The organism is [Clostridium] fimetarium (genome assembly GCF_900111235.1).
Classification (GTDB): Bacteria; Bacillota; Clostridia; order Lachnospirales; family Lachnospiraceae; genus Clostridium_N; species Clostridium_N fimetarium.
In genome coordinates this window covers 14,597-41,273 of the sequence record NZ_FOJI01000021.1, presented here as the reverse complement: position 1 = coordinate 41,273, position 26,677 = coordinate 14,597, and the positions used below count along the sequence as shown (strand labels likewise).

Sequence of the window (26,677 nt, the reverse complement as noted above, 5' to 3'; positions counted from 1 at the left end):
CAACATTATTATACATGATACTGCTAAACTTCTTCCTCTTTGAGCACAAATTGTCTAGGTATAACAATAATAAATTTACTTCCTTTATTTAACTTTGATTCAACCGTAATTGAACCATTTATACTAGTCAAAATTTCATTTGCAACAAATAATCCAATCCCTTCACCAACCATATTCCCACTAATATCAACTTTATAGTATGCATCAAATATTTTTGCTTGATCTTCTTCACAAATACCGGGGCCATTGTCTTCTATCGTTAAAATCAAGTTTTCTGAAGTTAACTGATAATACAAGCGAACGGTTCCATTTGGCTTGGTAAATTTATATGCATTGGTCAATATATTATATATTACTTGGCTTAATTTATATTTATCAGTACTTATCATAACCTTGGGCTGTCCAGTAACCTTTAACGCTATTTTCTTCTTTTCAAACTGCACTTTAAGTCCATTTACGATTTGTTTTATAACCTGACTCATTTCAAATTCTTCAACATGTAGTTCTTCAATTTGCTTTTCAGCATCAATCATACCGCTCATATTTGTAATGATAAACGTAATATTCTCTATTTGATTTTCACATGTTTTAATTTCTTCTGGTGTCATATCAATCACTCCATCTTCGATACCCTCTAAATGCGTTCTTAAAATTGTAAGTGGAGTTCTTGTCTGATGGATCAGTTGATCAATTAGGGCTTTCCTACTTTTTTGTTTAAGTTTTAACCTGGTCTTTGATAATTCCAAGCTTTGTTGTATCACTCTAATTTCTTTTACTTTTGAATGGTAATTTGGAGTATCATTTCCAATGTCAATATTTTGTGCCATATTGGCAGTGTTAATTAAATCTTTGCTCATTTTTTTACTTACAAGTATCCCAATTATGATTGCGAATGTCAGTACAATACCCATAGAATAGAGACTGTTTTTAATTAAGGACGACTGAAACATCCATGCGGCTGTTGAATTTTCAGCAGAACTATATTTCGTTATGTTTATTTGTCCTATAACTTCATTACCATCCAAAATCTCAGCATGATCAACTTCTTCTAACTGACTTTCCTTCATTCTACTCATCATGCCATTCATCATACCCTTGCCACTAACGGTCTGATTATCAGCACTTACATCCGCTATAAGAATACCATTTTGATCATACACTTTAATCCTAGTAATTGGGTCAATCAGATGCGTTTCTAATTCAATTACAATTTGATTAACTGACAAATCCTTTTCCTTTAAAGCAATGGTTGAATATTCAACAATTTCGTCAAAATGTTTTTGATAATTTTCTTTGATATAATCTTTAAAATAGCGATTGGTTAATGTACTTAGAACGAAGGAGTTCACACATACAGAAAAAATAGCTATAAGAATGAGAACTAATAGCCATTGCTTTTTTATTGTCATAACGCTTCACCTCCAAATACATAACCAGCACCATATTTTGTTGTAAGTATTTCTGGGCTTTTGGGATTATTCTCAATTTTTTGTCTGATTCGCTTAATATAACTATCTATATTTCTATCATAGCCTTCATAAGCATCTCCATATGCAAGATTGATCAGTTGTTCTCTTGTTAAGACTTGCCCCTTGTTTTTAAATAAGACCAATAACAACTTATACTCTGCAGAAGTGATTGGGATTTCTTTTTCACCCTTGATAAGTTTCATACTCTTTGTATAGAGACTTAAATCTACACATTTATATATTATTTCATCTGATTCATGATAAATTCTCTTAAGAAATACTTGAATACGTTTCATGAGTTCTCTAGGGCTAAATGGTTTAATTACATAATCATCTGCTCCTATTTCAAAGCCTTTTAATCGGTCAATCTCTTCTTGTTTTGCAGTAACCATAATCACAGGAATCTCAGAGATCTTTCTTATTTCCTTTAATACATCAAATCCACTAATTCCAGGGAGCATAATATCTAAAAGAACGAGGTGAAAATCCTGTTTATTGAAATAATCTAGTGCTTCAAAACCATTATTAGCGACACAAACACTGTAGCCTTCTTTCGCTAAGTATTTTGATACAATATCACTAATCTCTCTCTGATCTTCTACCACCAATATTCTATAAACCATCATTGCACCTCGTCCATTAAAATCTATAACCTATTTTGTAAATACTAAGTATTATTTTCTAAATACTATTTTCTAAGTATTACTTTCTATTTATTACTTTCTATTTATTACTTTCTATTTATTACTTTCTATTTATTACTTCCTTTCGTTTCAAGTACTCTTCTTCAGATATCTCACCCTGAACATATTTCATTTTTAATACCTCAAATACAGAACTTTGCGATACCTTCTTATTTCTATTATGAACGAAAATATAAATAAGTAAAGAAATAATCAAAAGTACTGCTATCGCAACTAGCATACCCCATCCATTATTCATAAACCCATATCCAAAACATCTAGCATTCTCACTAAATCCACTTCCAGTATATCCTCTTCCATACATCATAATTAATTCCTCCGATTATCTGTCAATTGTCATTTTCATCTTATTATAAGTTGCTTCATCAATTTCACCATTTACATAGCGTTCTTTCAAAACGTCTTCTGGCCTTTTACTGTTATTACATCTTACTTTTTCTAACTTACCATTATTCATAAAATAGTATATTCCAAGACCAATGAGTAGCCATCCAAATATCATCATCTTTAACACCTCCTAATTTTTTTGTTACTATTAATATAATCTGGAAATGTGGCACAAATATGATTGAACTTTAACTATGGTAACTCTTTTTCGAATTCACATAGAAGCTTTGTAAGTTTTTCATTGTCGGCACTTGTACCATGGAATCCAAAGCTGAATGTGATTCGATCGTCAAAAGTGGATAGGGACAATTGTATGAGTGGACAATATTTTATAGAGCCGGAGATAAATGCATTTGTGACTTTGATTTTGCCAAAAACAAGCCGTTCTTTATCAATAATTCCAATATTACTCATAGCAAGTGGTGGGAAGCAATTAGATTCCATTACTTTGCGTTTGAATATTTTATATGGCAATATGCGAAATACGATTTCTAATTTCATTATAAGATTTAAGCAATTTAGTTTGCCTTTTTCTTCATCCATCACTTTTTTTACCATTTTCAATGTATCTTCAAAATTAGTTCCTATATGATCACCGATATCACACATCAATGTGGATGTTAGATTACAAAATCCCACCGATTCTTTTTTTGTAATATATTTCCTAAGATTAACAACACATTGAATCGCTGGCACCTGCATATTCAAATTTTTAAATAATGTTCTGATATATGCCGTTAATAAAACATCGTTAATTGATGCGCCTTTACTTTTCGCATAAATCTTAATCATTTTAAATTTTGCTTGCGTAATCGTATGAGAAACAAGAAATGGAGCATTCGCATCTCCTTCTAATTCATAGGCAGTTGTCATTTTGTTTCTCTTCAAATCATATCTGTTAGATAGAATCCTTAGTTTATCTTTCATATTAAAAGCCTGAAGCACTTGCCAAGTATTTCGGCATCTCATATCGATACCTACTTTATCGATACCCGCAATATTGCTACTAACCTTATAACCTAGTTCTGTTTCAAGCTGCGAATAAATAGAGCTCAGTCGATAGATTATGTCTCTATACCCTTCTCCATCACATAGCATATGATTAATATTGATGCATAACGTATCCTCTTTTTGTGTTCTAATAATATGTATTCTTAATTGAGGTTCACTAAATTCATCGATCTTGGGCCCGAAGACTTTCTGAATATCTTCATTCCTATTTTGCGTTTTCTTCATAAACACAATATCTTCTCCCGTAAATCCAGCTTCTTCCCAGAAGGGATGACTCCCTCTTTCCGAAAATTTGCATCCGATTAATGGGAACTCATTAATCAATAAATTCAACGTTTTTTTTAATCTATCTATAGCAATAAACGAGTCAAACTTGATTAGAAAATGAATTTGATGATCCATTGAATTTGCAAATATATACTGCATGATATCCCATATTTCAGCCCGATATCTTCGTTTTATTTGTGTTTTCATGGTATTTCCTTTATTCGATTACTTATATTATATTATCAGTTCAATTCTAAAATATGCATTGTATATTTTTATAAAAGTTTATGATAATATTAATCAAATCTGAGTGTCTGCATAATCTAAACGTCTGTATAATTTAAGTGTTTGTATAATCTAAGTGTTTGTATAATCTAGTTATTTGAATGTTCTAGATGCTTGTATGATTTACGCCTTTTCACGCTCTTGTCTTTATAATTATCTGACAGAATACTGATATTACCATCTACCTCTAATACTGCTAAATCCACATCCTTTATCTCTGACACGCCATGTTCTCTGACCGCTTCTTGTATTTCATTTATGCTCATTCTCGCTCTTTTTAAGTTCTTCTCATTTAATACGCCATTATATATCAGCATAATCTCTTGTCCTTGTATTAAATTACTAAGTTTCGAAAAACGATACATGAGCTGTTTCAGTATGAAATTAACAACAAATAAGGTAGCAGCAGCCACCAATCCACCGACCAGCGATGTGTTTTGCCCCACCATTGCATTCTGTACGGCATTGCTAATTAATAAGATGAAAACAAGATCAATCACAGACAACTGGGCCAATTCTTTTCTGCCCGATATGCGAATGGCAAAAATAATAAAAAAATATACAGCTGATGAACTAATAATGATATTTATGTACTCATTTGCAAACATATAATCCTCCAATTATTAATTTTCTTTATTATATCACTTCTCCTATTTAACTTGTTCTATTTATATATAATAGGTATATTTAGAAATCACTACTTATAAATTCTTTTTTTTTCTTGCAAAGAACCTTACACTAAATATAATCCCTCTGAAATACCAATCAATAAACATTCCAATCCATAAACCTAATACACCCATTTTAAATACAATTGCCAATATATAGCTACTAATTACTCTAAATATCCACATGGACACAATGCTTACAGTCATTGTGAATTTAGCATCCCCCATTGCTCTTAATGCATTAGGAAGTGTAAAACTAAGTGGCCATATTACAATCGAAGCAACTGAAAAACACCTTAATATTAATACAGCTGTATTTGTTGCATCAACACTTAAAGAAAACAATGATACAATTTCTTTCGCAAATATGAATAAGATAAACTTACATAGCCAATCACCTAAATATGCATATTTTAATAATTTCCTTGTATATTTATATACTTGTTCATATTCACCGGCACCTCTACACTGACCTACGACAGTAATTAATGCAAGTCCAATAGCAACCCCAGGGATATTAGGAAAATCTATTATTGTATATCCAACTGCATTTGCAGCTATCGCATCTGTGCCAAGAACAGCTATCATACTCACTACAGCCAACTTTCCAATCTGAAACATACCATTTTCAATTCCACTAGGAACAGCTATATTTAGAATCTTTTTAATTAAATCTATTTTAGGCCTAAACACTCTTATACCCTTTATTTGTATTGGATTTTTGGGCGAGCATACTAAATATGATATTATTATGCCACTTAGAGCTCTACTGATAAGTGATGCTGTTGCAACCCCTAACACTTCAAGGTGAAACAAAAAAACAAACATCATATTAAGGCACAAATTTATTATATTCATTAAAAAACTTAACTGCATACTTATTTTACTATTTCCACTACTTCTAAAAATTGCAGCACCCGCATTATATATTCCAAGAAAAGGATATGATAACGCTGAAATAACCAAAAAAGTCTGTGCAGATTTCATAACATCATTATCTATGTTTCCAAAGATTAATGAAATTAAAGCCTTATTTCCGATGATACAAATCAGCATCATTAAAACAGAAAATATTAGCATTATTATCTCAAGCTGTGCGCATACTTTTTTTGCGGTTTCTTCGTCTTTTTTACCAAAGTAAAGACTGCATACCGCAATCCCGCCCATTGAAAATCCTGCCATTATTTGAATAATAAGCCTATTAATATTTTCGATTAAAGCTACACCAGTCAAAGCTGACTGGCTTACAGTTGAAATCACAAGCATGTCAACTATTCCTATTGTAACTGCCAGTATCTGTTCTATGATTATTGGCAGTATCAATTTTTTCAAATATGTATTATCAAATATTTTACTAATATCCAATCATTTATTTCGTATATTATATTGTTTTAAAAAAAATAATGAAGTTTCTATATTTTTTCATTATAAATTCGATATATGGATATTATCATGTTATTACATCAAACGTCAAATTATCAAAAAATCAATGAATTCTTTTCTACAATATAAATAATTCATGATTGAATTGATTTTTTACAATTGTAATATTTTGGAAATATTATTAAATTATATGATTTTTAAAGCTATTTTTTGTATATTATAAGGATATTACTCTACTATTGTAAATTTTAATTTAAAATACAGTTATTTTGATTTGTTTTGTTAATATTGTATATTTTTTAACAATCTTTATATTAATTTTTAGTTGATATTGTACAAACTGTGTTATATAATAAAAGAATATTCGAAAAATTTTACTAGGAGGTATTATAACAATGGAAGTAATGTATTTCGTTGCAGCGGGGTCAACGCTAGCACTTATTTTTGCTTTTTGTATGTTCTTACGCGTTAAAAAGCAACCAGAGGGTACAGCAGAGATGATTCATATTTCTGAAGCCGTACGAAAAGGCGCTAACGCATATCTGAAACGTCAGTATTCTGGCGTAGCGATATTTTTCGCAGTAGTTTTTGTTATTTTGTTTGGTATGGCAATAGGAGGATACTTAAGCTTTTTCACTCCTTTTGCATTTTTAACAGGTGGTTTCTTTTCAGGACTGTCAGGCTTCATTGGTATGCGTACTGCTACCATGGCTAACAGTAGAACTGCTCAAGGAGCTTCACTTAGCTTGAATAAGGGACTTAAAGTTGCCTTTTCAGCTGGTTCTGTTATGGGATTTACAGTAGTTGGACTTGGACTTCTTGATCTTTCAATATGGTTCTTTATATTGAATGCAGTTTTCCCAGGTGATATTTCATCAATCACAACTAATATGCTAACATTTGGTATGGGTGCATCTAGTATGGCATTATTTGCTAGAGTTGGTGGTGGTATATTCACTAAGGCTGCTGATGTAGGCGCTGATCTTGTTGGTAAAGTTGAAGCTGGAATTCCAGAAGATGATCCACGTAATCCAGCTGTTATTGCTGATAACGTAGGTGATAATGTAGGTGATGTAGCTGGAATGGGTGCTGATCTTTATGAATCATATGTTGGTTCTATTGTATCAACCGGAGCTCTTGCTGTTGCTGCAGGATATGGAATGGCTGGTGTTTCTGTTCCAATGATGATAGCCGCACTTGGAGTACTTGCATCAATAATTGGTACATTTTTTGTCAAAACAAAAGAAGGTGCTTCACAAAAGAATCTTCTCAAGGCTCTTAGAACAGGTACTTATATTAGTGCCGCAATTATTATAGTTGCTTCCTATTTTGTAATCAGGATTTTACTTCCTGATCATATGGGACTTTATGGAGCTATTATTTCAGGATTGGTTGCGGGTGTTTTAATTGGAGCTGTTACAGAATATTTCACATCTGATACATATAAGCCAACACAAAAATTGGCTGATTCAAGTGAAACTGGCGCTGCAACAGTAATTATCAGCGGTCTTTCACTTGGTATGCTTTCAACAGTTGCCCCAGTTTTAATCGTTGCTACTTCTATTCTTGCAAGTTACTATTGTGCAGGTGGTGCAGGTGATTTCAATCTTGGTCTTTATGGAATTGGTTTATCTGCTGTTGGAATGTTATCGACTTTAGGTATTACATTAGCAACAGATGCATATGGTCCAATCGCTGATAATGCTGGTGGCATTGCTGAGATGACACATATGGATGCGAATGTAAGAGAAAGAACTGATGCATTGGATTCTCTAGGAAATACAACAGCTGCTACTGGAAAAGGCTTTGCAATTGGTTCAGCAGCCTTAACCGCACTTGCATTAGTTGCTTCTTATATTGATAAAGTAAAAGGTATCGAAGGTGGTTTTAATTTTGATTTATCAATTACGAATCCAATCGTACTTGTTGGTCTTTTAATTGGTGGTATGTTACCATTCCTATTTGCTGCACTTACTATGGATGCAGTAGGTATTGCTGCTCAGGCAATTGTAATTGAAGTTAGACGTCAGTTTAAGTCAATTGTTGGGATTATGGAAGGCACAACAGAACCAGATTATGCTGCTTGTGTTGATATGTGTACAAGATCTGCTCAAAAGCTAATGGTTGCACCAACTTTAGTCGCTGTCATTGTCCCTATTGTTGTTGGACTTCTTATAGGGCCAGCCGGTGTTGTAGGTCTTCTAACAGGAAACTTAATTACAGGTTTTGTTCTTGCTATTATGATGGCTAATGCAGGTGGTGCTTGGGATAATGCCAAGAAATATGTTGAAGGCGGCGCACATGGTGGTAAAGGAAGTGCACAGCACAAAGCAACAGTTGTTGGCGATACAGTTGGTGATCCTTTCAAAGATACTTCAGGACCATCAATCAATATTCTAATCAAACTTACTTCAATGGTTTCTATTGTTTTTGCAGGACTTATTGTAGCGTTCCATTTATTATAATTTAGATTACACACTATTTTAAAATATTATATTAGTAATTATTAAGGAGACTTGCTCAATCTGTGATTTCACATACTGAGCAAGTCTCCTTTCTTTTGTTTATAGATGCTAATTTGTCACTGTATCCATCCCAACTTTATCCATCTTCACAAATGAAAGAACTTCTATATAATAAAATATTCCACTCGGATCTTCTCCCTGTCGTAGAATTCCTTTTACATTAATCCAATCCTTAGCAGATTTCAATAAAGATAAATCCTCCTGAGTATAAAATTCAAAACTTACATATCCACCATTACAATAAGGACATGTTGGTCCATATCTTCCGATAAATGTATATGGAGCATAATCATCAATATAATATCCTTCAATTTCAACTGTTTTTCCAACGTATTGATCAAAGTTCATATACCAGTCATTAATCTGTGTTGTATAGAGATTATTTCCAACAACAATATCCACATGTCCATCAAAGTTTTTCTTATCTTTTTCGATATCACAATGATAGCCAGACTTATCAGATGCATCTGATGCATCTGAAGTGCCATTCGTTAGCGTTGCAGATTCTGATGTTCCTTTTGTTGCTTCTCCAGTATCATTTGATACAGTTGTTGCAGTATCTTGAGTCTTCATTCTATTATTCAAAGTTGCACTCTGCTGTTTGCTACAACCTGTAGTTCCTAATACCAAGGTAACTATGCCAATTAATAAAAACAGTATATATTCTTTTCTACTATTCATTTCTTATCTACCTCGCCTTTATTTTCTCAACTAAATTAAACAATATAAACATAATAACATCTGCAATTACTATACTTGCACCTGTCGGAGTAGAATGCATATAAGAAAAATAAATCCCTACTACAAAACCGACTACCGAAAACATTGCGGAACAAATAATAACTGAACGAAAATGCTTACAAATCCTCATTGAAGATAGTGCAGGGAATATAATCAAACTAGAAATCAATAATGTTCCCATCATTCGCATTCCTAAAACCACTGTAATTGCCGTTAATAGTGCTATCAGCATATTATAAAGATTGCTTCGAGTTCCTGTTGCTTTTGCAAAGGTCTCGTCAAATGTAACTGCAAATATTTTATTATAGAATAATAAATACAAGATCAGAACCACTATGGACAATACAATCGAAAGTCTTACATCGGCTTTATTCATAGAAAGAATGCTACCAAACATATAATTGCAGACATCAGTATTCATACCGCTAGTAAGCGATATTGTCATTACACCTACTGCAAGTGCTCCGCTACAAAGAAGAGCCGTTGCTGCATCACCTTTCAATTTACTATTTTCATTCATACGCAATAAGAGAAATGCAGCAATTACACAAACCGGAATTGAAACTGTTAGCGGCGCTACATTCATTGCATAAGCAACTGCCAATGCTGCAAAACCAACATGTGACAGACCATCACCTATCATCGAGTATCTTTTTAATACCATACTTACACCTAATAGCGATGCACATAAAGATACAAGGATACCCACTACCAATGCATTTACCAGGAATGGGTAGGATAACATCTGTTGAAAGGTATTAATCATTTTTACCACCCCCAATAAAGTGTATGCCTATTTCACTCTTCATATAATCTTCCTTTTTTCCAAAGAAAAGCTGCGTATTTCCCAAATGTAGAATATGACTTCCATACGTAATTGCACCTTGAATGTCATGGGACACCATAATTATTGTTCTTTTTTCTTCTTGATTAATTCTTGCTATAACGCGGTATAATTCTCCCGCCATAATTGGATCGAGACCAGTAATGGGTTCATCCAACACTAGAAGCTCTTTACTGGCGCATAAGGCTCTTGCCAATAACACTCTTTGCTGTTGTCCACCTGATAATTCTCTGTAGCACCTATTTTTCAGATCCTCAATTCCAAGAAGTTTTAATTGCTTCATAACGTCTTGTTTATCGATTCGTTTATAGAAGGGTAATATACCCAAGCTATTTAGGCGTCCAGAAAGTACCACTTCATATACACTTGCCGGAAAATCTCTCTGTGCTATAGTCTGTTGCGGTAAATAACCGATTTGATTCGCTTTTAACCCATCGACTATAAGAATTTTTCCTATAGAGGGGCTTTTCAAACGTAATATCCCCTTTATCAGAGTGCTTTTACCTGCACCATTTTCTCCTACAACGCATAGGTAATCTCCTCTTTGTACGGTGAAATTCAAATCAGTTAATGCAATTTTTCCTTCATATGCAAAAGTAACATTCTTACAGTCAATTAAGTTCATATTAGTTTAAAGCCTCCTTTAATACCGTAACATTATGCTCCATCAAATCAAGGTAAGTTACTCCAGCTGCAAAATCATCTTTGCTTACATTATGGACAGCATTTAGAAGTTCCTTTTTTGCTCCTGTTGCACTGCATATAGAATCGCACATTAACTCATTTGAAAGTTCAATATGAAATATAACCGGTATTTTATCTGCCTTTATTTTGTCAATCAAAAATGCTACTGTTGATGCACTCGCTTCCGTATCTGTAGAACATCCTGGAAATGCTGCATAATATGTCAGTCCATAAGCATCTACAAAATAGCGAAATGGGAATCGATCCCCTACTATGATTTCTTTTCTAACTGCATGATCTACAACATCCTGAAATTCACCATCTAATTTTTCTAATTGCTTTATATACTGTTCTGTATTTGCCTTATAATCTTGTGAATTTACAGAATCAACTTTACAAAGTTCATCGCAAAGTTTCTGGGCAATTAATATTGCATTTTTTGGTGAAGTCCATACATGTTCATCCATTTCTGGTTCATCCGTATCTTTTTCTTCCTCTGCAACCATGCCTTCAACAGCTTCTTCTTCTACTAGACTTACACAATCCATCAATGTAACAATATTCATATTACTTTGATCCATTGAATCTAATATGCCGGAAACCCACGCATCTGAATCACCACCCACATATACAAATAGGTCTGCATTCTGTACATTCAATACATCCTTTGGTGTAGGCTCATAACTATGCGTTTCTGCTCCTGGCTTTAACAACATTGTCAAATTAATATGGTCACCTGCAATCTGACGTAAGAAATCATATTCTGGAAAAATTGTTGCTACAACATTTATCTTCCCATTTTCATTTTTCGTTGAATTAACGTTTGTACCGCATGCATATAAAGCTGCCATCATAACAACAACGGCAAATAATAAAAATATATTTCTATATAATTTTTTCATGATTAAATTCTCCAATTTCTATGCTTGTGTCAGTTTTTATGATTCTGTTATTTTTCAACAATTTCATATTTCTAGCACGATTTTTTACCAAAAAAGGAATGCAAAAATACAAGATACCTTTCATACGTATCTGCATCATTCATTCTCTTTTAGATCAATTCACATGAAATTGTCTTTTCAAACATCCATTCTTACTTTCATTTCAACTGGAGTACTAAATAGATTTACTTGATTTGCTATAGATGTAGTTTCTGTAAAAAAACATACAAAAACAATAAGAAGCATGACTGGTGGTACTGCAGAACCAAACTGCTGTATCATCGACTCAGCTATCTGGATTTCTGCACAAATTGGGCAGTTTTTTCCATTACAATTATGATGAATGTTATTTATAATAAAAAGTTCTGCGTAAAAAATCACAAAAAGGGCAAGAATTGCTAGGCACAATGCAATTTTGTTTTTTAAATTATTCTTGTACATACGTTCTCCTCCATTTTCATGATCTATTTACTTTCTACTTACTTACTTACTTACTTACTTACTTACTTACTTACTTACTTTATAAATTTCATTTTCTAAACATTCTGGACATTCTCCAATAAATTCAAGATTATGACCTGATATATGAAATCCAGTTTTTTTCTCCAGATTTACAGTCATTTCTTCCAATGGACAACTGTCAAGTAGGATTCTTTTTCTGCATTCGGAGCATACGAGATAATTACTATGTTTATGATTATTTAATTGATAATAAGATATTCCATCGTCCTCAATATTTTTTAATGTGATCAATTTCTGGGTAAGCGTCGAAAGTGTCCTATAAACCGTTGAAAAATTAAGCTCATCCTGATGTCTGACATTAATAAATATTTCTTCTGCACTCATTGGTTCCAGTGCTCTTTCTAAAATATCTAAAATTAATTTTCTGCTTTTTGTACTTTTCAATCCATTTTCTTTCAGTATAACATCAATCTGGCTCAATGGTCTTCCTCCTAGCTCCATATATATATACATAAACATTTTAAATACTACTATTTTAAAAATATAATAAGGCTCATAATTTATAAATCTTTCAATTTACAAATTATAAACCCAATTATATTTTTTGTAAACAGTTAATGCAAATCATTTGCATTAACTGTTTATATATATTATTTAATTTTACATTTATTTTAATACAAAATATATTACAATTCTATTTCTTTACTTTACTTTACTTTACTTTACCAATTATCGTTGCATTAAGAATGACTGCCACAACTATGTTCACCACCATTATGTTCCTCATTATCATGATGTTTACATACAACCTCAGGATTATACTCTAACGTGTTTGTAAGCAAATTCTCAACTGACAAATCTGCCTCACCATTAGCGCCACCATACAATTTAATTCCTGCCTCCTCTAACGATTCCTTTGCTCCACCACCAATGCCGCCACAAATCAAAGTATCAACATTTTGTGTTTTTAAAAACCCAGCCAATGATTCATGACCATTTCCCATAGTATCGATAACCTGTGAAGAAATCACCTTATTATCTACAACCTCATAAATTTTAAATTGTTCGGTATGACCGAAATGTTGAAAAATTTGTCCATTTTCATAAGTTACTGCTATTCTCATTTTTTCATTCTCCTTTATATGATTTTTCATTTTCAGTGCTACATCACCAAATAAATCAATGCATGATTCATTTGCCAATCTACCTTTTCTACAGCATTCTCTATTATGCTCACATAACTTGAATTCGCCTCCGGAAACCATTAATTTTTTTCCATTTATTAAGGCGTCCGCCATTTTATAACGAGCCAATCCGTAAATGCTTGTAATGGTTGTTCTTGAAACAAACATCTGCGTAGCACACTGCTCTTGCGTTAACTTTTCAAAATCAATTAGTCTGATTACTTCATATTCATCTACATTCAGTTTCACAAAATCATCCATGTTTTTATTTTCACCAATTGGCTCAAATCCAACATTTTGTGGCATAGAACAAATTCTCCTATATTTTCGTGGCCTTGGCATATGCTTGTCTCCATTTCTGAAACAGATTAGTAATCTCAACTTTATTTCTGACTTATGTAAATAATCATACACCATTTCCGACATATGTCAATAACTCAGACTCTTATTATTTCATAATTAAGCTTTTAATATTTCATATATTTTGTTATAGTTCTCAGAAAAAACACTACCTTTATTCCAGATAAACGAAAAATCATGCGACACATGGAAATCGTTCAATATTATTCGTCTTAAAAAGCCACTTTCCAATTCATTTCTGACTGCCGCTTCATATAAAAAAGTAATGCCACAACCAGCTAGCACCATCGACTTAATGGCATTCATTCCTCCAATTTCAACTACACAACTAAAATCTCCTATAACCAAATTCCTAGTCTCTAGATTTTCCTCAAAAATTTTTCTTGTTCCAGATCCATTTTCTCTTACAATAATCCGTTCTAATAACAGATCCTTTAAATTCTTAGGTTTTTTCACAAAGCAATAATCTTTACTACACACTGGTATATATTTTTCATGCGAATACATTAGATAATCATACTGATCCTTTGCAAAATTCCCCTCGACAATTGCGAAATCTATTTCACCAAGACGGAGCTTCTCTAACAGTTCACTTGTATTTCCTATAATCATTCGAACTTCAGTATCTGGATATAAATCTAAATATATTTTCAAATGTGCTGGCATTACAAATTCACCTATAGTCAAAGTTGCTCCAAATAATAATCTTGTTTTTCTTTGATTTAAATCAAGAATACTTTCCTTCAAATAAAGGTCATCATGTTTCATTGTGACCGCCGCTTGATACAAAGCATTTCCAGCATTGGTTAGATTCATTTTTTTCCCTTCATATACAAACAACTTTGCACAATAAAAATCTTCCAGGTAATGGATATGTTGGGATACCGCCGGTTGTGTAATGTGAAGTACCTCCGCAGCTTTTGTGAAATTCATCAATCTACATACAGTTAAAAAAGTATCAATTCTAAAATCCATCATAATTAAATATGTTCCTTTCATTAGATATCTACTTAACTTAATAATAAAAATTATATAGCAGTTATACGACTTTTAATGTAACTGTTACAGAAACTATAAATTGACTATAACATAAATTTATAGAACTATAAATAATCATAATTATATTTTATCATAAATCTATGATACCATAAATATTGAAACTAATGTTCGTTATAAATGTATGTAATGAATGTTGTTAAAAATAAAAGGAGTAAAAAAAAATGAAATTCATAAAAAAGAATTGGCCAGGGTTATTAATCTGTCTAATCATTGCAATTCCATCATGGTTACTCGGAATAATATTCCCCATTATAGGTGGCCCTGTAATTGCAATTTTACTTGGCATGATTATTACCATCTTCATCAAAAACAAAAGCAAATTTGAATCTGGCATCAAATTCACCTCAAAAAAAATCTTACAGTATGCAGTCATCCTACTAGGTTTTGGTTTAAATCTTTCTGTAATACTAAAAACAGGAAAACAGTCGCTTCCTATTATTATTGGTACTATAACTACTTCGCTTATTATTTCATTTGTACTGCATAAAGCAATGCATATTCCATCAAAGATTTCTACCTTAGTAGGTGTAGGTTCTTCGATTTGTGGTGGTTCCGCAATCGCAGCCACTGCTCCGGTTATAGATGCAGATGATGAGGAAGTTGCACAAGCCATCTCTGTTATCTTCTTCTTTAATATACTTGCTGCTGTCTTGTTTCCAGCCTTTGGCGCCTGGCTTGGTTTCTCCAAAACTTCCGGGGAACCCTTTGGTATCTTTGCCGGAACCGCAATCAATGATACTTCATCCGTAACTGCCGCAGCTTCTACCTGGGATAGTATGTATAATCTATCTTCAGCTACATTAGATAAGGCAGTTACAGTGAAATTAACAAGAACTTTAGCCATAATTCCTATTACGCTTGTGCTTACATTCATTCGTACACGAAAAAGTAAAATTACAGATGGAGTCAAAATTGATTTCAAAAAAAGTTTTCCAATATTTATCCTATATTTTTTAATTGCATCTATTATTACCACTATAGCTACGGGCGTTGGTGTTCCTTCTTATATATTTGCGCCATTCAAGGATCTTAGTAAATTCTTCATCATCTTATCAATGGCAGCTATCGGTCTTAATACAGATATTATAAAGCTAGTAAAAACAGGTGGAAAATCAATTTTTATGGGGTTTTGTTGTTGGATTGGAATCACTACAGTAAGCCTATTAATGCAACATTTTCTTGGAATTTGGTAAATACTCTTTTATATGATTGTTCTCCCTTCAAATATAATAAGATTATGAGGACAAAAAATAAAAAAATCTTTTTTTCTAATTGTTATAAAACAATCATAAGCTATTATAGAATATAAAAAAAGGCTAAATATGAAAGAATGGACTTTACAGATTGTAAATAATTATGGATATTGGGGGATTTATTTACTTACCGCCCTAGAAAGTATTTTTCCGATTATTCCCGCGGAATTTATCTTAACATTAGGCGGGTACATGACTACTTTTACCAGACTGTCTAAATATGGAGTTATAATATTTGCAACGCTAGGTGAACTAACCGGTGCTATCATTCTATATTCCGTGGGGCGCTTTTTCACACCAGATAGATTACAAAAGTTTGCTGAAGGTAAGATTGCTCATATAATAGGTTTCAAAAAAGAGGATATATATAAATCGAAAGATTGGTTTTTACATAAAGGAAAATATTCTGTCTTATTTGGTAGATGTATTCCTATTCTGGGAAGTCTGATTTCAATTCCTGCTGGAATGGCCCAAATGAACTTATTGTTATTTTTAGTGCTTACATTAATTGGAATCACAATATGGAATACAGTTTTAGTAACCTTTGGAGTGACTATAAAAGCATCAATAGAAATTATCACAAATAATATAAGTCCTTTTTCATATATTCTAGCCTGTGCTTTTATCATATGCTTTATTTTTATGGGAATATATTTAATATATAATAAGCATTTCAAAAAAGACAATTGATTATAATATTATAATATACATTATATTTTAAAAACACCAAGAAGTAGCAAAACAATACTACGACAAATAATAATAATAATATTTTGCTATTTTGTACAGAAAGGATTATATAACAAATATGAGTGCAGAGATTAGTAATTTGGCTCTATCCATTACTTTGGCAGAAGCAATTTCACAAGGAAAAACGCAAATTGAATTAGCAGAAATAGCATCATTTTTTTCATCTTTGGGTTCTAATATTAATTTGATTATTCAATCCCGTAATGTTGCATTAGCAAAATCAGGTGCTAATCTTGGTGTCCTTCCTGAAATAGAGGAAAGTTAGATAAAAAAACCACTATTATTATTTTATTTCCATTTCTTTTAAAGGGCCGTTTGTTTTATTGAATGAAGTATATACAAAATAGATTATAATATTTCATATAATATAGTAGTATATAATACTATGTTTTCATGGTTTTTTAAGTTATAATAGTATTATAATTTCAATGTTTTAAACAGATACAAACCTGATGCGTTTTGAAATACGAAAGGATATACCGATGTCTAATACAAAAACTTATAGCGAGCAACAAAACATTATTCACACAAAAAAATTAAATGAACTATTAAATATATTACCGGAATTTTGCAAGGATTTTTTTGCGAGTATCGAATATACAAAAGCTCCTAGAACAAAGGTTGCTTATGCGATGGATTTAAAAGGCTTTTTTGAATATTTAATTACTGCGAATCCCACATTTTCAAATTATTCCATTAAAAGTTTTAAATTAAATGGGGAGATAGATTTGCTTGACTCAAATGATTTATTAGAATATTTGCGTCATGTAAAATTATACAATAAGAATGGGAAAGAGGTAACTAATTCAGAGCGTGCTGCCAAACGAAAATTATCTACGCTTCGCTCTTTCTATGGATATTTTCATAGAACAAAAAAAATAAAGTACAACCCTTCCCTTCAAGTAGATATGCCTACGATTCACGATAAGACAATAACACGACTTGAAGTGAATGAAGTATCCGAATTGCTTGATAACGTTGAATCTGGGGATAAGTTATCAAAAGGCCAACTACTACGCCATGATAAGCTTAAAACTCGTGATTTAGCTCTTCTTTCGCTTATGCTCGGTACTGGTATTCGTGTATCCGAATGTGTTGGCTTAGATATTAATGATGTTGATTTCGATAACGATAGAATAAAAGTGGTACGCAAAGGTGGTACAGAGGCTTTTGTATATTTTGGAGATGAAGTCCATGAAATATTAGTGATTTTTATGGAGGAACGAAAAAATCTTGTACCGCTTGATGGTTATGAAAATGCGCTGTTTATTTCCGCAAAAAAGCAGCGTCTATGTGTACGATCCGTTGAAAATCTAGTAAAAAAATATGCTTTAACAGTTACTACTGTAAAACATATTACACCACATAAATTAAGAAGTACCTATGGAACGAATTTATATCAAGCAAGCAAAGATATTTACCTTGTTGCCGATGTACTCGGTCACAAAGATGTTAACACAACAAGAAGACATTATGCTGAAATTGTTGACGAGAATAAGCGTAAGGCTCGGAATGAAGTTAAGTTGCGTAGGGATTAAAATATATTAAAATCCCCCGGCGCCCAAATTTAAAAACAGCTAAAAAATGTACATAATCAATAAAAAGCTGGTGTACAACAAATCTCTAAAAAGCAAAAAAATGTACATAATTCTAAATATAATATTGGCTCTGCTCAAATATGTTTTTTTTGCAGAGCCAATATTTTCTCATTTTATATATTGTTTTGTAATAAAGAAAAGTTGTTAATAACTTATTTATAATCAACGACTTTGAATTTAGTATCTATGAATATTGTTATATTCCATTCAATTTGAACTTTTTTAATTTCTTATAATAACTATATTCTGTTAAATTAATATCTATTCTACATGATATTTAACATAAAGAATACTATGTTGCTGATTCACCCACCTGCAATCTCTGAGAATTGTATATAATTATTATATATCTTATCCATCTTATCATCACTTATTGGTAAGCCAATAATACAACCAAAGGTAATCGGCTCATAATATGTTATATTATCTAATGTATAAGAAATATAGGGTCTAATAAATAATAGGTCAACGGGCAGTCTATTCATGTCAATTTCTAGTTTAAAATCAATAATATCATTAGGGTCAACATCGATATTATTTAAATTCTTTATATAATTATTATTAATACTATATTGCGAGTTTTCTAAAATAATATCTGGACTATTCAAGTTTATTTCATTAAATTTAAATTTATTTTCAGAAATGTTTTTCAAGTCGAAATCAAGTTTATTATATGATGCTATATAACTCTCTTTAGAATTCACTATAAAATTCGAAGCTTTTTTAAGGTATGAATTTAACAGAAATTTTTCAAATTTAAATTCAACAACAGTACCATTATTATATAATATTTTCAAACCTTTTATATCACTAACTCCTTCTTTTATAATTTTTAATTTTAAGCTAATATTATTTAATTTTATATCTTTATATTTATTTCCATCTTTTATATCCCATTTAGATATTTCCATATTTTCAGAATTAATTAAAGATACATCTTCAATTAAACTATTAGGGTCTAAATTCTGATTACATACAAAAATTGTTGGTAACGAAATTTCTTCATTAACATAACCGGATAATAAAATTTCAGTTGATATAAATTGTATTTTATTATATATAATATTGTATTTTTTTGTTTTAGGGATAATATTAATAATATAATTGAAATAAAAATAATCAGGAAAATTATAAGCACAATAATTTTATCTTTTTTCATATATGCAGTCTTTCTAGAACTAAGTTAACATATATAATCAAACTAATCAAAAAATTATATTTAATGTAGTATGTATTTAAGTAAGTAATTCGTATGTGTATTAAATCAAAAACATTAAGAAAGTACAGCAAAATGGGGGTAAAATAATGAGAAAAAAATTTAGAATAATTGTCTTTGTAATTGTAGTATTCCTTATTACATCATGCACAAAACAACAAGAGAAAAACGAAATCTATTCTTTTAGTGGTAAAAATGAAACTGTAACGATAAATAATGGCTTAATTATTGTAACTAATGATTCAGAAAAATTTATTGGTGGAGATTTGACTTTTAATGGCGAAGAACCATCAGATGTAAAATACAGTGCTACAAAATTCTTTTTTTACAAGGATGGGGTTGAAAATATTATTTTAAATAATATTGTAAGCATTGAAACCACTACTAAAGGTACACCTAAAGGTACAAATATTCAACAAGATATGGGATCAATCAGTTCAAAAGACTTATTTTATGGTGATAATTTGGAGCAAATAAAGAAATCATTAAATTTTTCAGTAAGTGGAATTCTCATGAATGGGGAAAAATTTGAATATAATTTAGTTCTTGATGTAAAAAAAACTTATTAAACTAATATCAGTATAAGCATGTATATATCAACATTATATTCTGTCAGAGCCTAAAATTATAATAGAGTTATGATTCTTGCCAATGAGCAAACTGAATCAGTAATCAGTTCATCTGGATCATATTCAAAATAATATATCACAAAAATCGCCACCTATTATGAGGTGGCGATTTTATTTTTTAAAAATATCTTTTATAATAGCTAATGAACTATTTATTAACTCTGGTTTTTTTTCTTAGTGATGCTGCCATTCCAGCCACTCCTACTGATAAACAAAGAAACAAAGTATACATTGATAACATACCCTTATCCGCTGTTTCAGGTGAAGCTGGTGATACTGTTGATGTTGGTGACACTGTTGATGCTGGCTCTTGTGTTGAATCTTCTACAGTGATTTTAACAAGTGAATTAATTGCATTCTCAATTGCTGTAGCCATAGTAGCGACTCTTTCCTGCTCGTCAGATTTAAGACCTTTTTCAACTGTATTCATCGCATTCGTTACTGCTGTAAAATCAACATAATCAGACGCATTTAATGAATTTGCCTTATCAATTGCAGTATTAACTACACTGTAATCAGCATCGGCTAAATATGCTGTCATAAGCCATTCAGCAGCTGACATTTCAATTACATTTGAACCAGATTTCTCTGTTACAACTCCCTTAACATCTTCAAGTGGAAGTACCTGATATTCAAATGGCAGTCCTGTTTCTGAATCATAGGTAAATTCAAATGGAGCATCTGTTATTAGCGGAGGTGTCTCCTTGCTGTAAGTTTCTTTACCTACAATAGATGAATACCATGCCCATTTTCCAAGTGTTGATTTGTCTTTCCAGTTGAATCCTGTTGTAAACAGATTTTCACCACTGTTGTCCCAACTGCTTCCTGTATAGGTACCTTGTGAATTAGTTACAGTTGAATTGGCAATAAGTACATGATTATATGCATTCTGGAATAAATGTGCCCATTGAGCTGACATATTTGCAATATCATCACCTTGAACTTCACTGCCCGTAATTGGTTCTTCTATTCCATTAAATACACATGTATCAGCAGCGATGCTGGCACCATCTCTTGAATTGAGACCGCGGCTTAAATGATAAGGTCCGATTTGACCCAAAATTGGACTTGCAGCTTCCGCTGCAACATGTGTCGAATTATCAATATAACAATTAATAAGATTGCCAACCCCCTGCCTAATCATTGGAACACGCTGTCCAACATTTGAATAATGATTATAAGCAAGGGTAAGCGAAAGATTGCTGTTTGCATCCGCTACTACCGTTCCATCAGGTTTTACATAGTTTACGAAATCCTTATCACCGGAACCTGTTAAATGACATTTCTTATGATATGCAGAATATGCCATGATTTGTTGTGGTGTAGCACCACCATTTCTTAATTGATAATATAAGCTTGTGTCCGGTTTTAATTCATTCTTCTGATATCTGCCTTCCATAAACATAATTGACTGATATAAAGAACTATCTTCACTAGGATTTTCGGTTGCATCAATACCAACAGCACACCATGAAATAGTTATTCCACTTGAACCATTTTCCATGTCAATATTACCGTCTGAGGCCATCTCAAAGCTGCAATGATCAACCCATACATTTTTTGCACCATTGATTTTTAAATTTGACCAACCAACTTCTTTTTGTGATCCCTTATCATCCCACTGCCACATTTCTTTAAAATTTAAATTTCTTATAACAATATCTGAACTTGGAGAATTAAGTTTTAATTCAGTGTGTTTAATACTTCTTCCATTTTGTGAGAAAATAGTAAGTCCCTTAATATTAGAAAGAGAAATTTTAGTAACGCCACTCACCTGCATAAGCGGATTTGTAAAACCACCGTTTACACGATTTAATTCATTATTTGGTGCTCCATATTTTGAAACCATAGAATACTTTTTACGTTCGTCTGATGTCAGATTAAGTTCATTATATCCAAGGTTCATGTCCTTTGTGATTTCAATAACTTTTACAAGACCAGACTGTGCATCAATAAGTGCATCAAGAAATTCTCTCTCATTATTAACAGTTCTATAATACTGCGTCCCTACATAGTTACTTCTGTCAGTTATATTTCCTTCAATTGAAGCAAATCCCGTAACAGAGAGAAATGAATCATTATATTTGCTTTGGGTTGTCACCGTACCCGGAATATTACTTTTATTAATTGTTTTAGATAAAACATCCGATGATACACTGCTCTGTGCATAAGCAACTGTTGTACCTCCCTGAACAAATAAAGTTGACACAGTAAGCATACAAGCGATTACAAGCGCCCCGATTCTCATGACATTTCTTTTGCCATTGTTAAAGTGATTCCTCTTTTTCATTAAATAAATCCTCCTAGTTAAAACTCGTAGTCAGAGGCTGCAAGCCCCCATACCATCGTTGTCTTTTTCTAAAGTATAATTGTTCGAACAAGGTTCTTTTTGTCGTAAATCATGCCTCTTAGTTGTTGTATTTCAATCCCGAGTATTTGATTTTCTTCTTCAAATCTACTATAACTTTACATTTATTTTACAATTATTTCACAAATTTGTCAATTATTTCATGTATTCGTCATAATGCAAACATATTTATTATATATTTTTTAAAAAAAGCAAAAAAACATGGGGGACCCCGGATTATAATATCGTGATATGGCTAGGTGGAGATGATAAATTTGAATAGAAATGTTACCTAAAATCTTTTTCATGTTGTTTGAAAAAATCATAATACGCACGGACATTAGAAAGTTCGGTCCACCCTTTAATATCTACCGGTTCCTCATCCATATCATAGATTTTAGCCCCTTTCATAGAAAGAAGAAATGGAGAATGGGTTGCTATAATAAATTGGCAGCCAAAGAAACGCGCAGAGTCTTCAAGAAATCTTAAAAGTTCCTGCTGTCTTTCAGGTGACAGACTGTTTTCTGGTTCATCTAAAAGATACAGCCCATTCTCCTTGATTTTATCAGAAAAATACATAAATGCGCTCTCTCCATTAGAGTGTTCTCTAACATTATCCATGAGACTATTTCTAATATAACGAGATTGTGTGTTACTACGTACCATATTAACTTTTTTCAACTGTTCATAATCATCCATCGATTTCATCTGAAATTTTGAATATTTTATATCCAAATAATCCTGAAATAAATCCTCCCGTTTTTGATTAATTCCATCATTGATAGTCCTTAAATTCAACATGAAATCAAAGACGTCATCACTAGTAATAATTCTACTTTCTGCAGTGATCGGTTTACTCAATTTATAGGAACACAATTTGGTATAGTCTTCAAAAAAATTGGTTCGGTTATAAAGTGTATCTCTTGAAAGTCCTAACTTCTCTCCAATAACATTAAGTGCCGTTGTCTTTCCTGAACCATTACCACCATATAAAATCGTGACCGGTTCAAAATCCAACATTAAAAGATGGTTCTTTGATAAAATTTGAAATGGATAAAAGGAATCATAGCAGGTTCTTTTTTGAGCCATAACAAAGCTATATTCTTCTTCAATATCAGGAAATGAAAAATGAGATAAATAAATCATAGTGATTCTCCATAAGTTTATTTTTTTACAAAACGAAATGCGATCATTTTATTCGAACATAGTACCTTGATTACCTTAAAGTAATCTATCTAAATAATCTTTATCAAGATGGGTGATTAATCATCATACACTACATAGTATTTGTTCTTAACGCGACAACATTTTCCATATAAAACCTATCACAAATCCCGTTCCACCCGAAGCCACAACTAACAAGCTGACTTTAAATGAAAGCAATCCTACAAAAGACATCTTTCCATTAGGATTCAGCGGTTCAATCATATTTGTTTTAGGTGCTCTATATAATATCGATTGGTTCTGAACGGCACACACAAATTCCCATCCTAATTTCTCAGCATCGTCGACACTTTGAACCTGCCAATCATTTCCCATTCCTCCCAAATCTTTGAGATCTTTGATTTTGCTAGAACCAATCGCTTTTAGTCTTTTGTTTGTCAAATGCTTTGAATCCATTATGTATTGATATCTTCCACTATCATTCTTAACAAATGTATATTTAATAAGTGATAATTTTTGAGGGTACCATCCTTTCTCGCCTTCTTTTTCAAGAAACCTTTGAAGTGTGCTACTTCTAAATATAAATTTGGTTACCTTCTTGGAGTTATTGTTAAGATAGTCATTTTTTTCAATCCAATCCTCTTCTGTCATCATAAATTCTTTGTAATACAATTCACCCACTTTATTATAGGCAATTGCCATAATAACACTAAATATTGTGCATCCAACAACAAGCCAAGTATATGCAGAGCCAACTTTATCAATATCAAACATTTCCACTATTCCAACAAAAATAAGCATTGCATTTAAAAAAATAATTAATTTTAACATATCTTTACCAATTGATGTATATCTTTTTCTGTATTTTTCTGCATGAATCTGTCTTGATTCTTGATCGTTGTATAATTCGTTGATATCGCCTTCTACATATTCCTTGCATAAATAATAATTCAAATCCTCATCATGTAATGCAATCCTCCAACCCATTTCCTCTGCCATAGCAATTGAGTCGTGTTTACTCTTGATTTCTCTCAACGTAGGATTCTTGGGGAGATTAAATCTATCAATTTCATATATTAATCTTGTCGGTTCAATCTTTTCAAATGTATATCTCATTCCCATCGTCATTTTAATCAACTTATAGCCTTCTAATGCCATCTGCTCAAGCCATATTTTCTCTTTCATTATACTAACAAAAAACTTTGTTTTCTTTATCATATTATTTTCCATATATTTGTTCTCCATTTTCTAATTGATGTGTGAGTCTATCAATTTCCATTTTAATTAACTCATTACCTTCTTCTGTGATATGATATACTTTTTTAACACTGTCTTGTGAAACTATTTTGATTAGTCTATCTTCAACAAGCCTGCCTAACATTGTATATAAAGTTCCAGTTCCCATCTGGATTCGTTTTTGGGTTAACTCACTTATAAATTGCATAATTGCATATCCATGACGAGGCTCATTTAAAGCTAGTAACGTATAATACGTTGTCTCTGTCATTGGAATATATTTTTTTAAAATTAATTCATTCAATAAATTTCACTCCTTTCATTGCTTTAGATCAATTCAGCTTTATGCGTTGTTAATTTTTGTGGTGCATTCTATGTGGTGCTTTCTATTCGCTGACGTTTTATGAGTTGTAACTTCATATGTTCACTCTCGATATGTCGTATCTCGACATATCGTCTAGCTACATACTATCATAATATTTTTTCTATGTCAACTGGGGTTCTTTTAAGACATTTTTTCTTAACAAAACACGAATACATACACTCCCAATTATAAAAAAGAAAAGATCTCATAAGCTCCTATTTCAAGAGCTTATAAGACCTGATAACATACAACAACAACAACAACAACAACAACAACAACAACAACAACAACAACAACAACAACAACTAATCTTCCTTATGCAAACATAATAGAAAGTTGCTTTAACTTCGTAAATTGCTCGTTATCTTACTTGTTCATATCTGCAATAAAATCATTTCTTTTTGCTGTAACTTGAACCCAAGCTGGTCTAAATCCACTTTTAATTGCATTTCGCACCGATTTTATGTTTGACCAAGCACAACAATAGAACGGAACTATGTTCCTATTTAATATTTCAATAGCAAGTTTACTTGTAAGACTTGAAGCAATACCTTGTTTTCTATATTCTGGCAGAACATCAATCCCAATTTGCCACATAGTATCACAATCAGCTGAACACCCTGCAAGTCCGATAAGTTTTTCGTTATCAAATGCACCAACAACTAACTTATCTAAATGCTTGCGCTTTTTACATAACGCATTTTCCCATTCTGGCAAATAATAATCCGAAAAGAATTCAGGTTCCATAACTTTTGTTTCATATTTACAACCTAGCGATTTTATAGAATCCATATCTGGCAAAAAATACTCAGCCATAAAACAAACATTTAAATCAAAAGGTTTTAATTTTTCAATTAAAATATGCAAGTTTGGTGTTTCAAAACAATGCTCAATAGGATATTTTGCTATATATTCACTTACTGTTTCAGTTAATTCTTCAGAAACAGAAGCTACTATATTATTACCATAAGATGTTAGATCACAGTAAAACGGCAGTTCTAGGTATTTCCTGGCGTTAGGACTTTTATCAGAGATTACAATTATGTTTTCTGTCTTTTCAAAGTCTTCAACGAAGCAATTGCTATCAATCGCAGATTGTTGCATCGCAATCTTAAATATTTCTTTATCTGTCATGAATTTCCTCTC

At 31.9% G+C, this 26,677-nt stretch carries 27 protein-coding genes; 6 read left to right on the top strand and 21 right to left on the bottom strand.

The annotated features are described in order from the left end of the window. Window positions 1–23: 23 nt before the first annotated feature. From BMY18_RS18715 to BMY18_RS18685, 7 genes are all read right to left on the bottom strand, one after another. Complete coding sequence (locus BMY18_RS18715; protein ID WP_092457458.1) at window positions 24–1,409, bottom strand: sensor histidine kinase; 1,386 nt, start codon at window positions 1,407–1,409, stop codon at window positions 24–26. Beyond that, complete coding sequence (locus BMY18_RS18710; protein WP_242941074.1) at window positions 1,406–2,095, bottom strand: response regulator transcription factor; 690 nt, start codon at window positions 2,093–2,095, stop codon at window positions 1,406–1,408. Before BMY18_RS18710 ends, BMY18_RS18715 begins: the two co-directional genes overlap by 4 nt. A 118-nt stretch (window positions 2,096–2,213) precedes the next feature. Further along, the gene (locus tag BMY18_RS18705; RefSeq protein ID WP_092457452.1) at window positions 2,214–2,480 is read right to left on the bottom strand and encodes an SHOCT domain-containing protein; all 267 of its coding nucleotides are present in this window, start codon (window positions 2,478–2,480) and stop codon (window positions 2,214–2,216) included. Between the two features lie 15 nt (window positions 2,481–2,495). After that, the gene (locus BMY18_RS18700) at window positions 2,496–2,678 is read right to left on the bottom strand and encodes an SHOCT domain-containing protein (protein ID WP_092457449.1); all 183 of its coding nucleotides are present in this window, start codon (window positions 2,676–2,678) and stop codon (window positions 2,496–2,498) included. Between the two features lie 74 nt (window positions 2,679–2,752). After that, window positions 2,753–4,045, bottom strand: coding sequence for a hypothetical protein (locus BMY18_RS18695; RefSeq protein ID WP_092457447.1), 1,293 nt, complete (start codon window positions 4,043–4,045; stop codon window positions 2,753–2,755). A gap of 167 nt (window positions 4,046–4,212) precedes the next feature. After that, the gene (locus BMY18_RS18690) at window positions 4,213–4,731 is read right to left on the bottom strand and encodes a DUF421 domain-containing protein (RefSeq protein WP_092457444.1); all 519 of its coding nucleotides are present in this window, start codon (window positions 4,729–4,731) and stop codon (window positions 4,213–4,215) included. Window positions 4,732–4,824: 93 nt separating this feature from the next. After that, entirely contained in the window at window positions 4,825–6,156 is a 1,332-nt protein-coding gene (locus BMY18_RS18685; RefSeq protein WP_242941073.1) for an MATE family efflux transporter, read from the bottom strand. A gap of 413 nt (window positions 6,157–6,569) precedes the next feature. Between BMY18_RS18685 and BMY18_RS18680 the strand changes: the two genes are divergently transcribed. Further along, window positions 6,570–8,639, top strand: coding sequence for a sodium-translocating pyrophosphatase (locus BMY18_RS18680; RefSeq protein ID WP_092457441.1), 2,070 nt, complete (start codon window positions 6,570–6,572; stop codon window positions 8,637–8,639). Window positions 8,640–8,747: 108 nt separating this feature from the next. On the opposite strand, the gene BMY18_RS18675 is transcribed toward BMY18_RS18680, so the two are convergent. From BMY18_RS18675 to BMY18_RS18640, 8 genes are all read right to left on the bottom strand, one after another. Continuing rightward, window positions 8,748–9,380: a TIGR03943 family putative permease subunit gene (locus BMY18_RS18675; protein ID WP_092457439.1), complete on the bottom strand. Its 633-nt coding sequence runs from the start codon at window positions 9,378–9,380 to the stop codon at window positions 8,748–8,750. 7 nt (window positions 9,381–9,387) lie between these two features. Further along, window positions 9,388–10,206: a metal ABC transporter permease gene (locus BMY18_RS18670; RefSeq protein ID WP_092457436.1), complete on the bottom strand. Its 819-nt coding sequence runs from the start codon at window positions 10,204–10,206 to the stop codon at window positions 9,388–9,390. Then, a complete protein-coding gene (locus tag BMY18_RS18665) occupies window positions 10,199–10,909 on the bottom strand; it encodes a metal ABC transporter ATP-binding protein (protein WP_092457433.1) in 711 nt (236 codons plus the stop codon). Before BMY18_RS18665 ends, BMY18_RS18670 begins: the two co-directional genes overlap by 8 nt. 1 nt (window position 10,910) lies before the next feature. Next, window positions 10,911–11,870: a metal ABC transporter substrate-binding protein gene (locus BMY18_RS18660; RefSeq protein ID WP_092457423.1), complete on the bottom strand. Its 960-nt coding sequence runs from the start codon at window positions 11,868–11,870 to the stop codon at window positions 10,911–10,913. 177 nt (window positions 11,871–12,047) lie between these two features. Next, complete coding sequence (locus tag BMY18_RS18655; protein ID WP_092457420.1) at window positions 12,048–12,350, bottom strand: hypothetical protein; 303 nt, start codon at window positions 12,348–12,350, stop codon at window positions 12,048–12,050. 66 nt (window positions 12,351–12,416) lie between these two features. Next, complete coding sequence (locus BMY18_RS18650) at window positions 12,417–12,851, bottom strand: Fur family transcriptional regulator (RefSeq protein WP_242941072.1); 435 nt, start codon at window positions 12,849–12,851, stop codon at window positions 12,417–12,419. A gap of 260 nt (window positions 12,852–13,111) precedes the next feature. Next, complete coding sequence (locus BMY18_RS18645; RefSeq protein ID WP_092457417.1) at window positions 13,112–13,897, bottom strand: DUF134 domain-containing protein; 786 nt, start codon at window positions 13,895–13,897, stop codon at window positions 13,112–13,114. 117 nt (window positions 13,898–14,014) lie between these two features. Continuing rightward, window positions 14,015–14,914 carry a LysR family transcriptional regulator gene (locus BMY18_RS18640; protein WP_330386018.1) on the bottom strand — a complete coding sequence of 300 codons (900 nt, stop codon included), beginning with the start codon at window positions 14,912–14,914 and terminating at the stop codon, window positions 14,015–14,017. Between the two features lie 221 nt (window positions 14,915–15,135). Here BMY18_RS18640 and BMY18_RS18635 point away from each other — a divergent pair, with 221 nt between their 5' ends. The 4 genes from BMY18_RS18635 to BMY18_RS18620 all read left to right on the top strand — a co-directional run bounded on the left by BMY18_RS18635 (window position 15,136) and on the right by BMY18_RS18620 (window position 18,515). Beyond that, window positions 15,136–16,167 (top strand): YeiH family protein, encoded by a 1,032-nt coding sequence (locus tag BMY18_RS18635; protein ID WP_092457414.1) that lies wholly within the window; start codon window positions 15,136–15,138, stop codon window positions 16,165–16,167. 129 nt (window positions 16,168–16,296) lie between these two features. Then, the gene (locus BMY18_RS18630) at window positions 16,297–16,917 is read left to right on the top strand and encodes a DedA family protein (RefSeq protein WP_092457410.1); all 621 of its coding nucleotides are present in this window, start codon (window positions 16,297–16,299) and stop codon (window positions 16,915–16,917) included. Window positions 16,918–17,035: 118 nt separating this feature from the next. Further along, complete coding sequence (locus BMY18_RS18625; protein WP_092457407.1) at window positions 17,036–17,242, top strand: hypothetical protein; 207 nt, start codon at window positions 17,036–17,038, stop codon at window positions 17,240–17,242. Between the two features lie 217 nt (window positions 17,243–17,459). Continuing rightward, window positions 17,460–18,515, top strand: a complete 1,056-nt coding sequence (locus BMY18_RS18620; protein ID WP_092457404.1) for a tyrosine-type recombinase/integrase — start codon at window positions 17,460–17,462, stop codon at window positions 18,513–18,515. 365 nt (window positions 18,516–18,880) lie between these two features. Here BMY18_RS18620 and BMY18_RS18615 read toward each other — a convergent pair whose 3' ends face one another. Further along, complete coding sequence (locus BMY18_RS18615) at window positions 18,881–19,486, bottom strand: hypothetical protein (protein WP_092457401.1); 606 nt, start codon at window positions 19,484–19,486, stop codon at window positions 18,881–18,883. A gap of 394 nt (window positions 19,487–19,880) precedes the next feature. Between BMY18_RS18615 and BMY18_RS18610 the strand changes: the two genes are divergently transcribed. Beyond that, entirely contained in the window at window positions 19,881–20,360 is a 480-nt protein-coding gene (locus tag BMY18_RS18610; protein WP_092457397.1) for a hypothetical protein, read from the top strand. A gap of 208 nt (window positions 20,361–20,568) precedes the next feature. Here BMY18_RS18610 and BMY18_RS18605 read toward each other — a convergent pair whose 3' ends face one another. From BMY18_RS18605 to BMY18_RS18585, 5 genes are all read right to left on the bottom strand, one after another. Continuing rightward, window positions 20,569–22,710, bottom strand: coding sequence for a pectate lyase family protein (locus BMY18_RS18605; RefSeq protein WP_207647458.1), 2,142 nt, complete (start codon window positions 22,708–22,710; stop codon window positions 20,569–20,571). Window positions 22,711–23,055: 345 nt separating this feature from the next. Next, window positions 23,056–23,913, bottom strand: a complete 858-nt coding sequence (locus BMY18_RS18600; protein WP_092457393.1) for an AAA family ATPase — start codon at window positions 23,911–23,913, stop codon at window positions 23,056–23,058. 147 nt (window positions 23,914–24,060) lie between these two features. After that, the gene (locus BMY18_RS18595; RefSeq protein WP_170841495.1) at window positions 24,061–25,161 is read right to left on the bottom strand and encodes a DUF2812 domain-containing protein; all 1,101 of its coding nucleotides are present in this window, start codon (window positions 25,159–25,161) and stop codon (window positions 24,061–24,063) included. Further along, the gene (locus BMY18_RS18590) at window positions 25,151–25,471 is read right to left on the bottom strand and encodes a PadR family transcriptional regulator (protein ID WP_092457386.1); all 321 of its coding nucleotides are present in this window, start codon (window positions 25,469–25,471) and stop codon (window positions 25,151–25,153) included. Before BMY18_RS18590 ends, BMY18_RS18595 begins: the two co-directional genes overlap by 11 nt. 426 nt (window positions 25,472–25,897) lie before the next feature. Next, entirely contained in the window at window positions 25,898–26,665 is a 768-nt protein-coding gene (locus BMY18_RS18585) for a GNAT family N-acetyltransferase (RefSeq protein WP_092457544.1), read from the bottom strand. Window positions 26,666–26,677 lie beyond the last annotated feature (12 nt).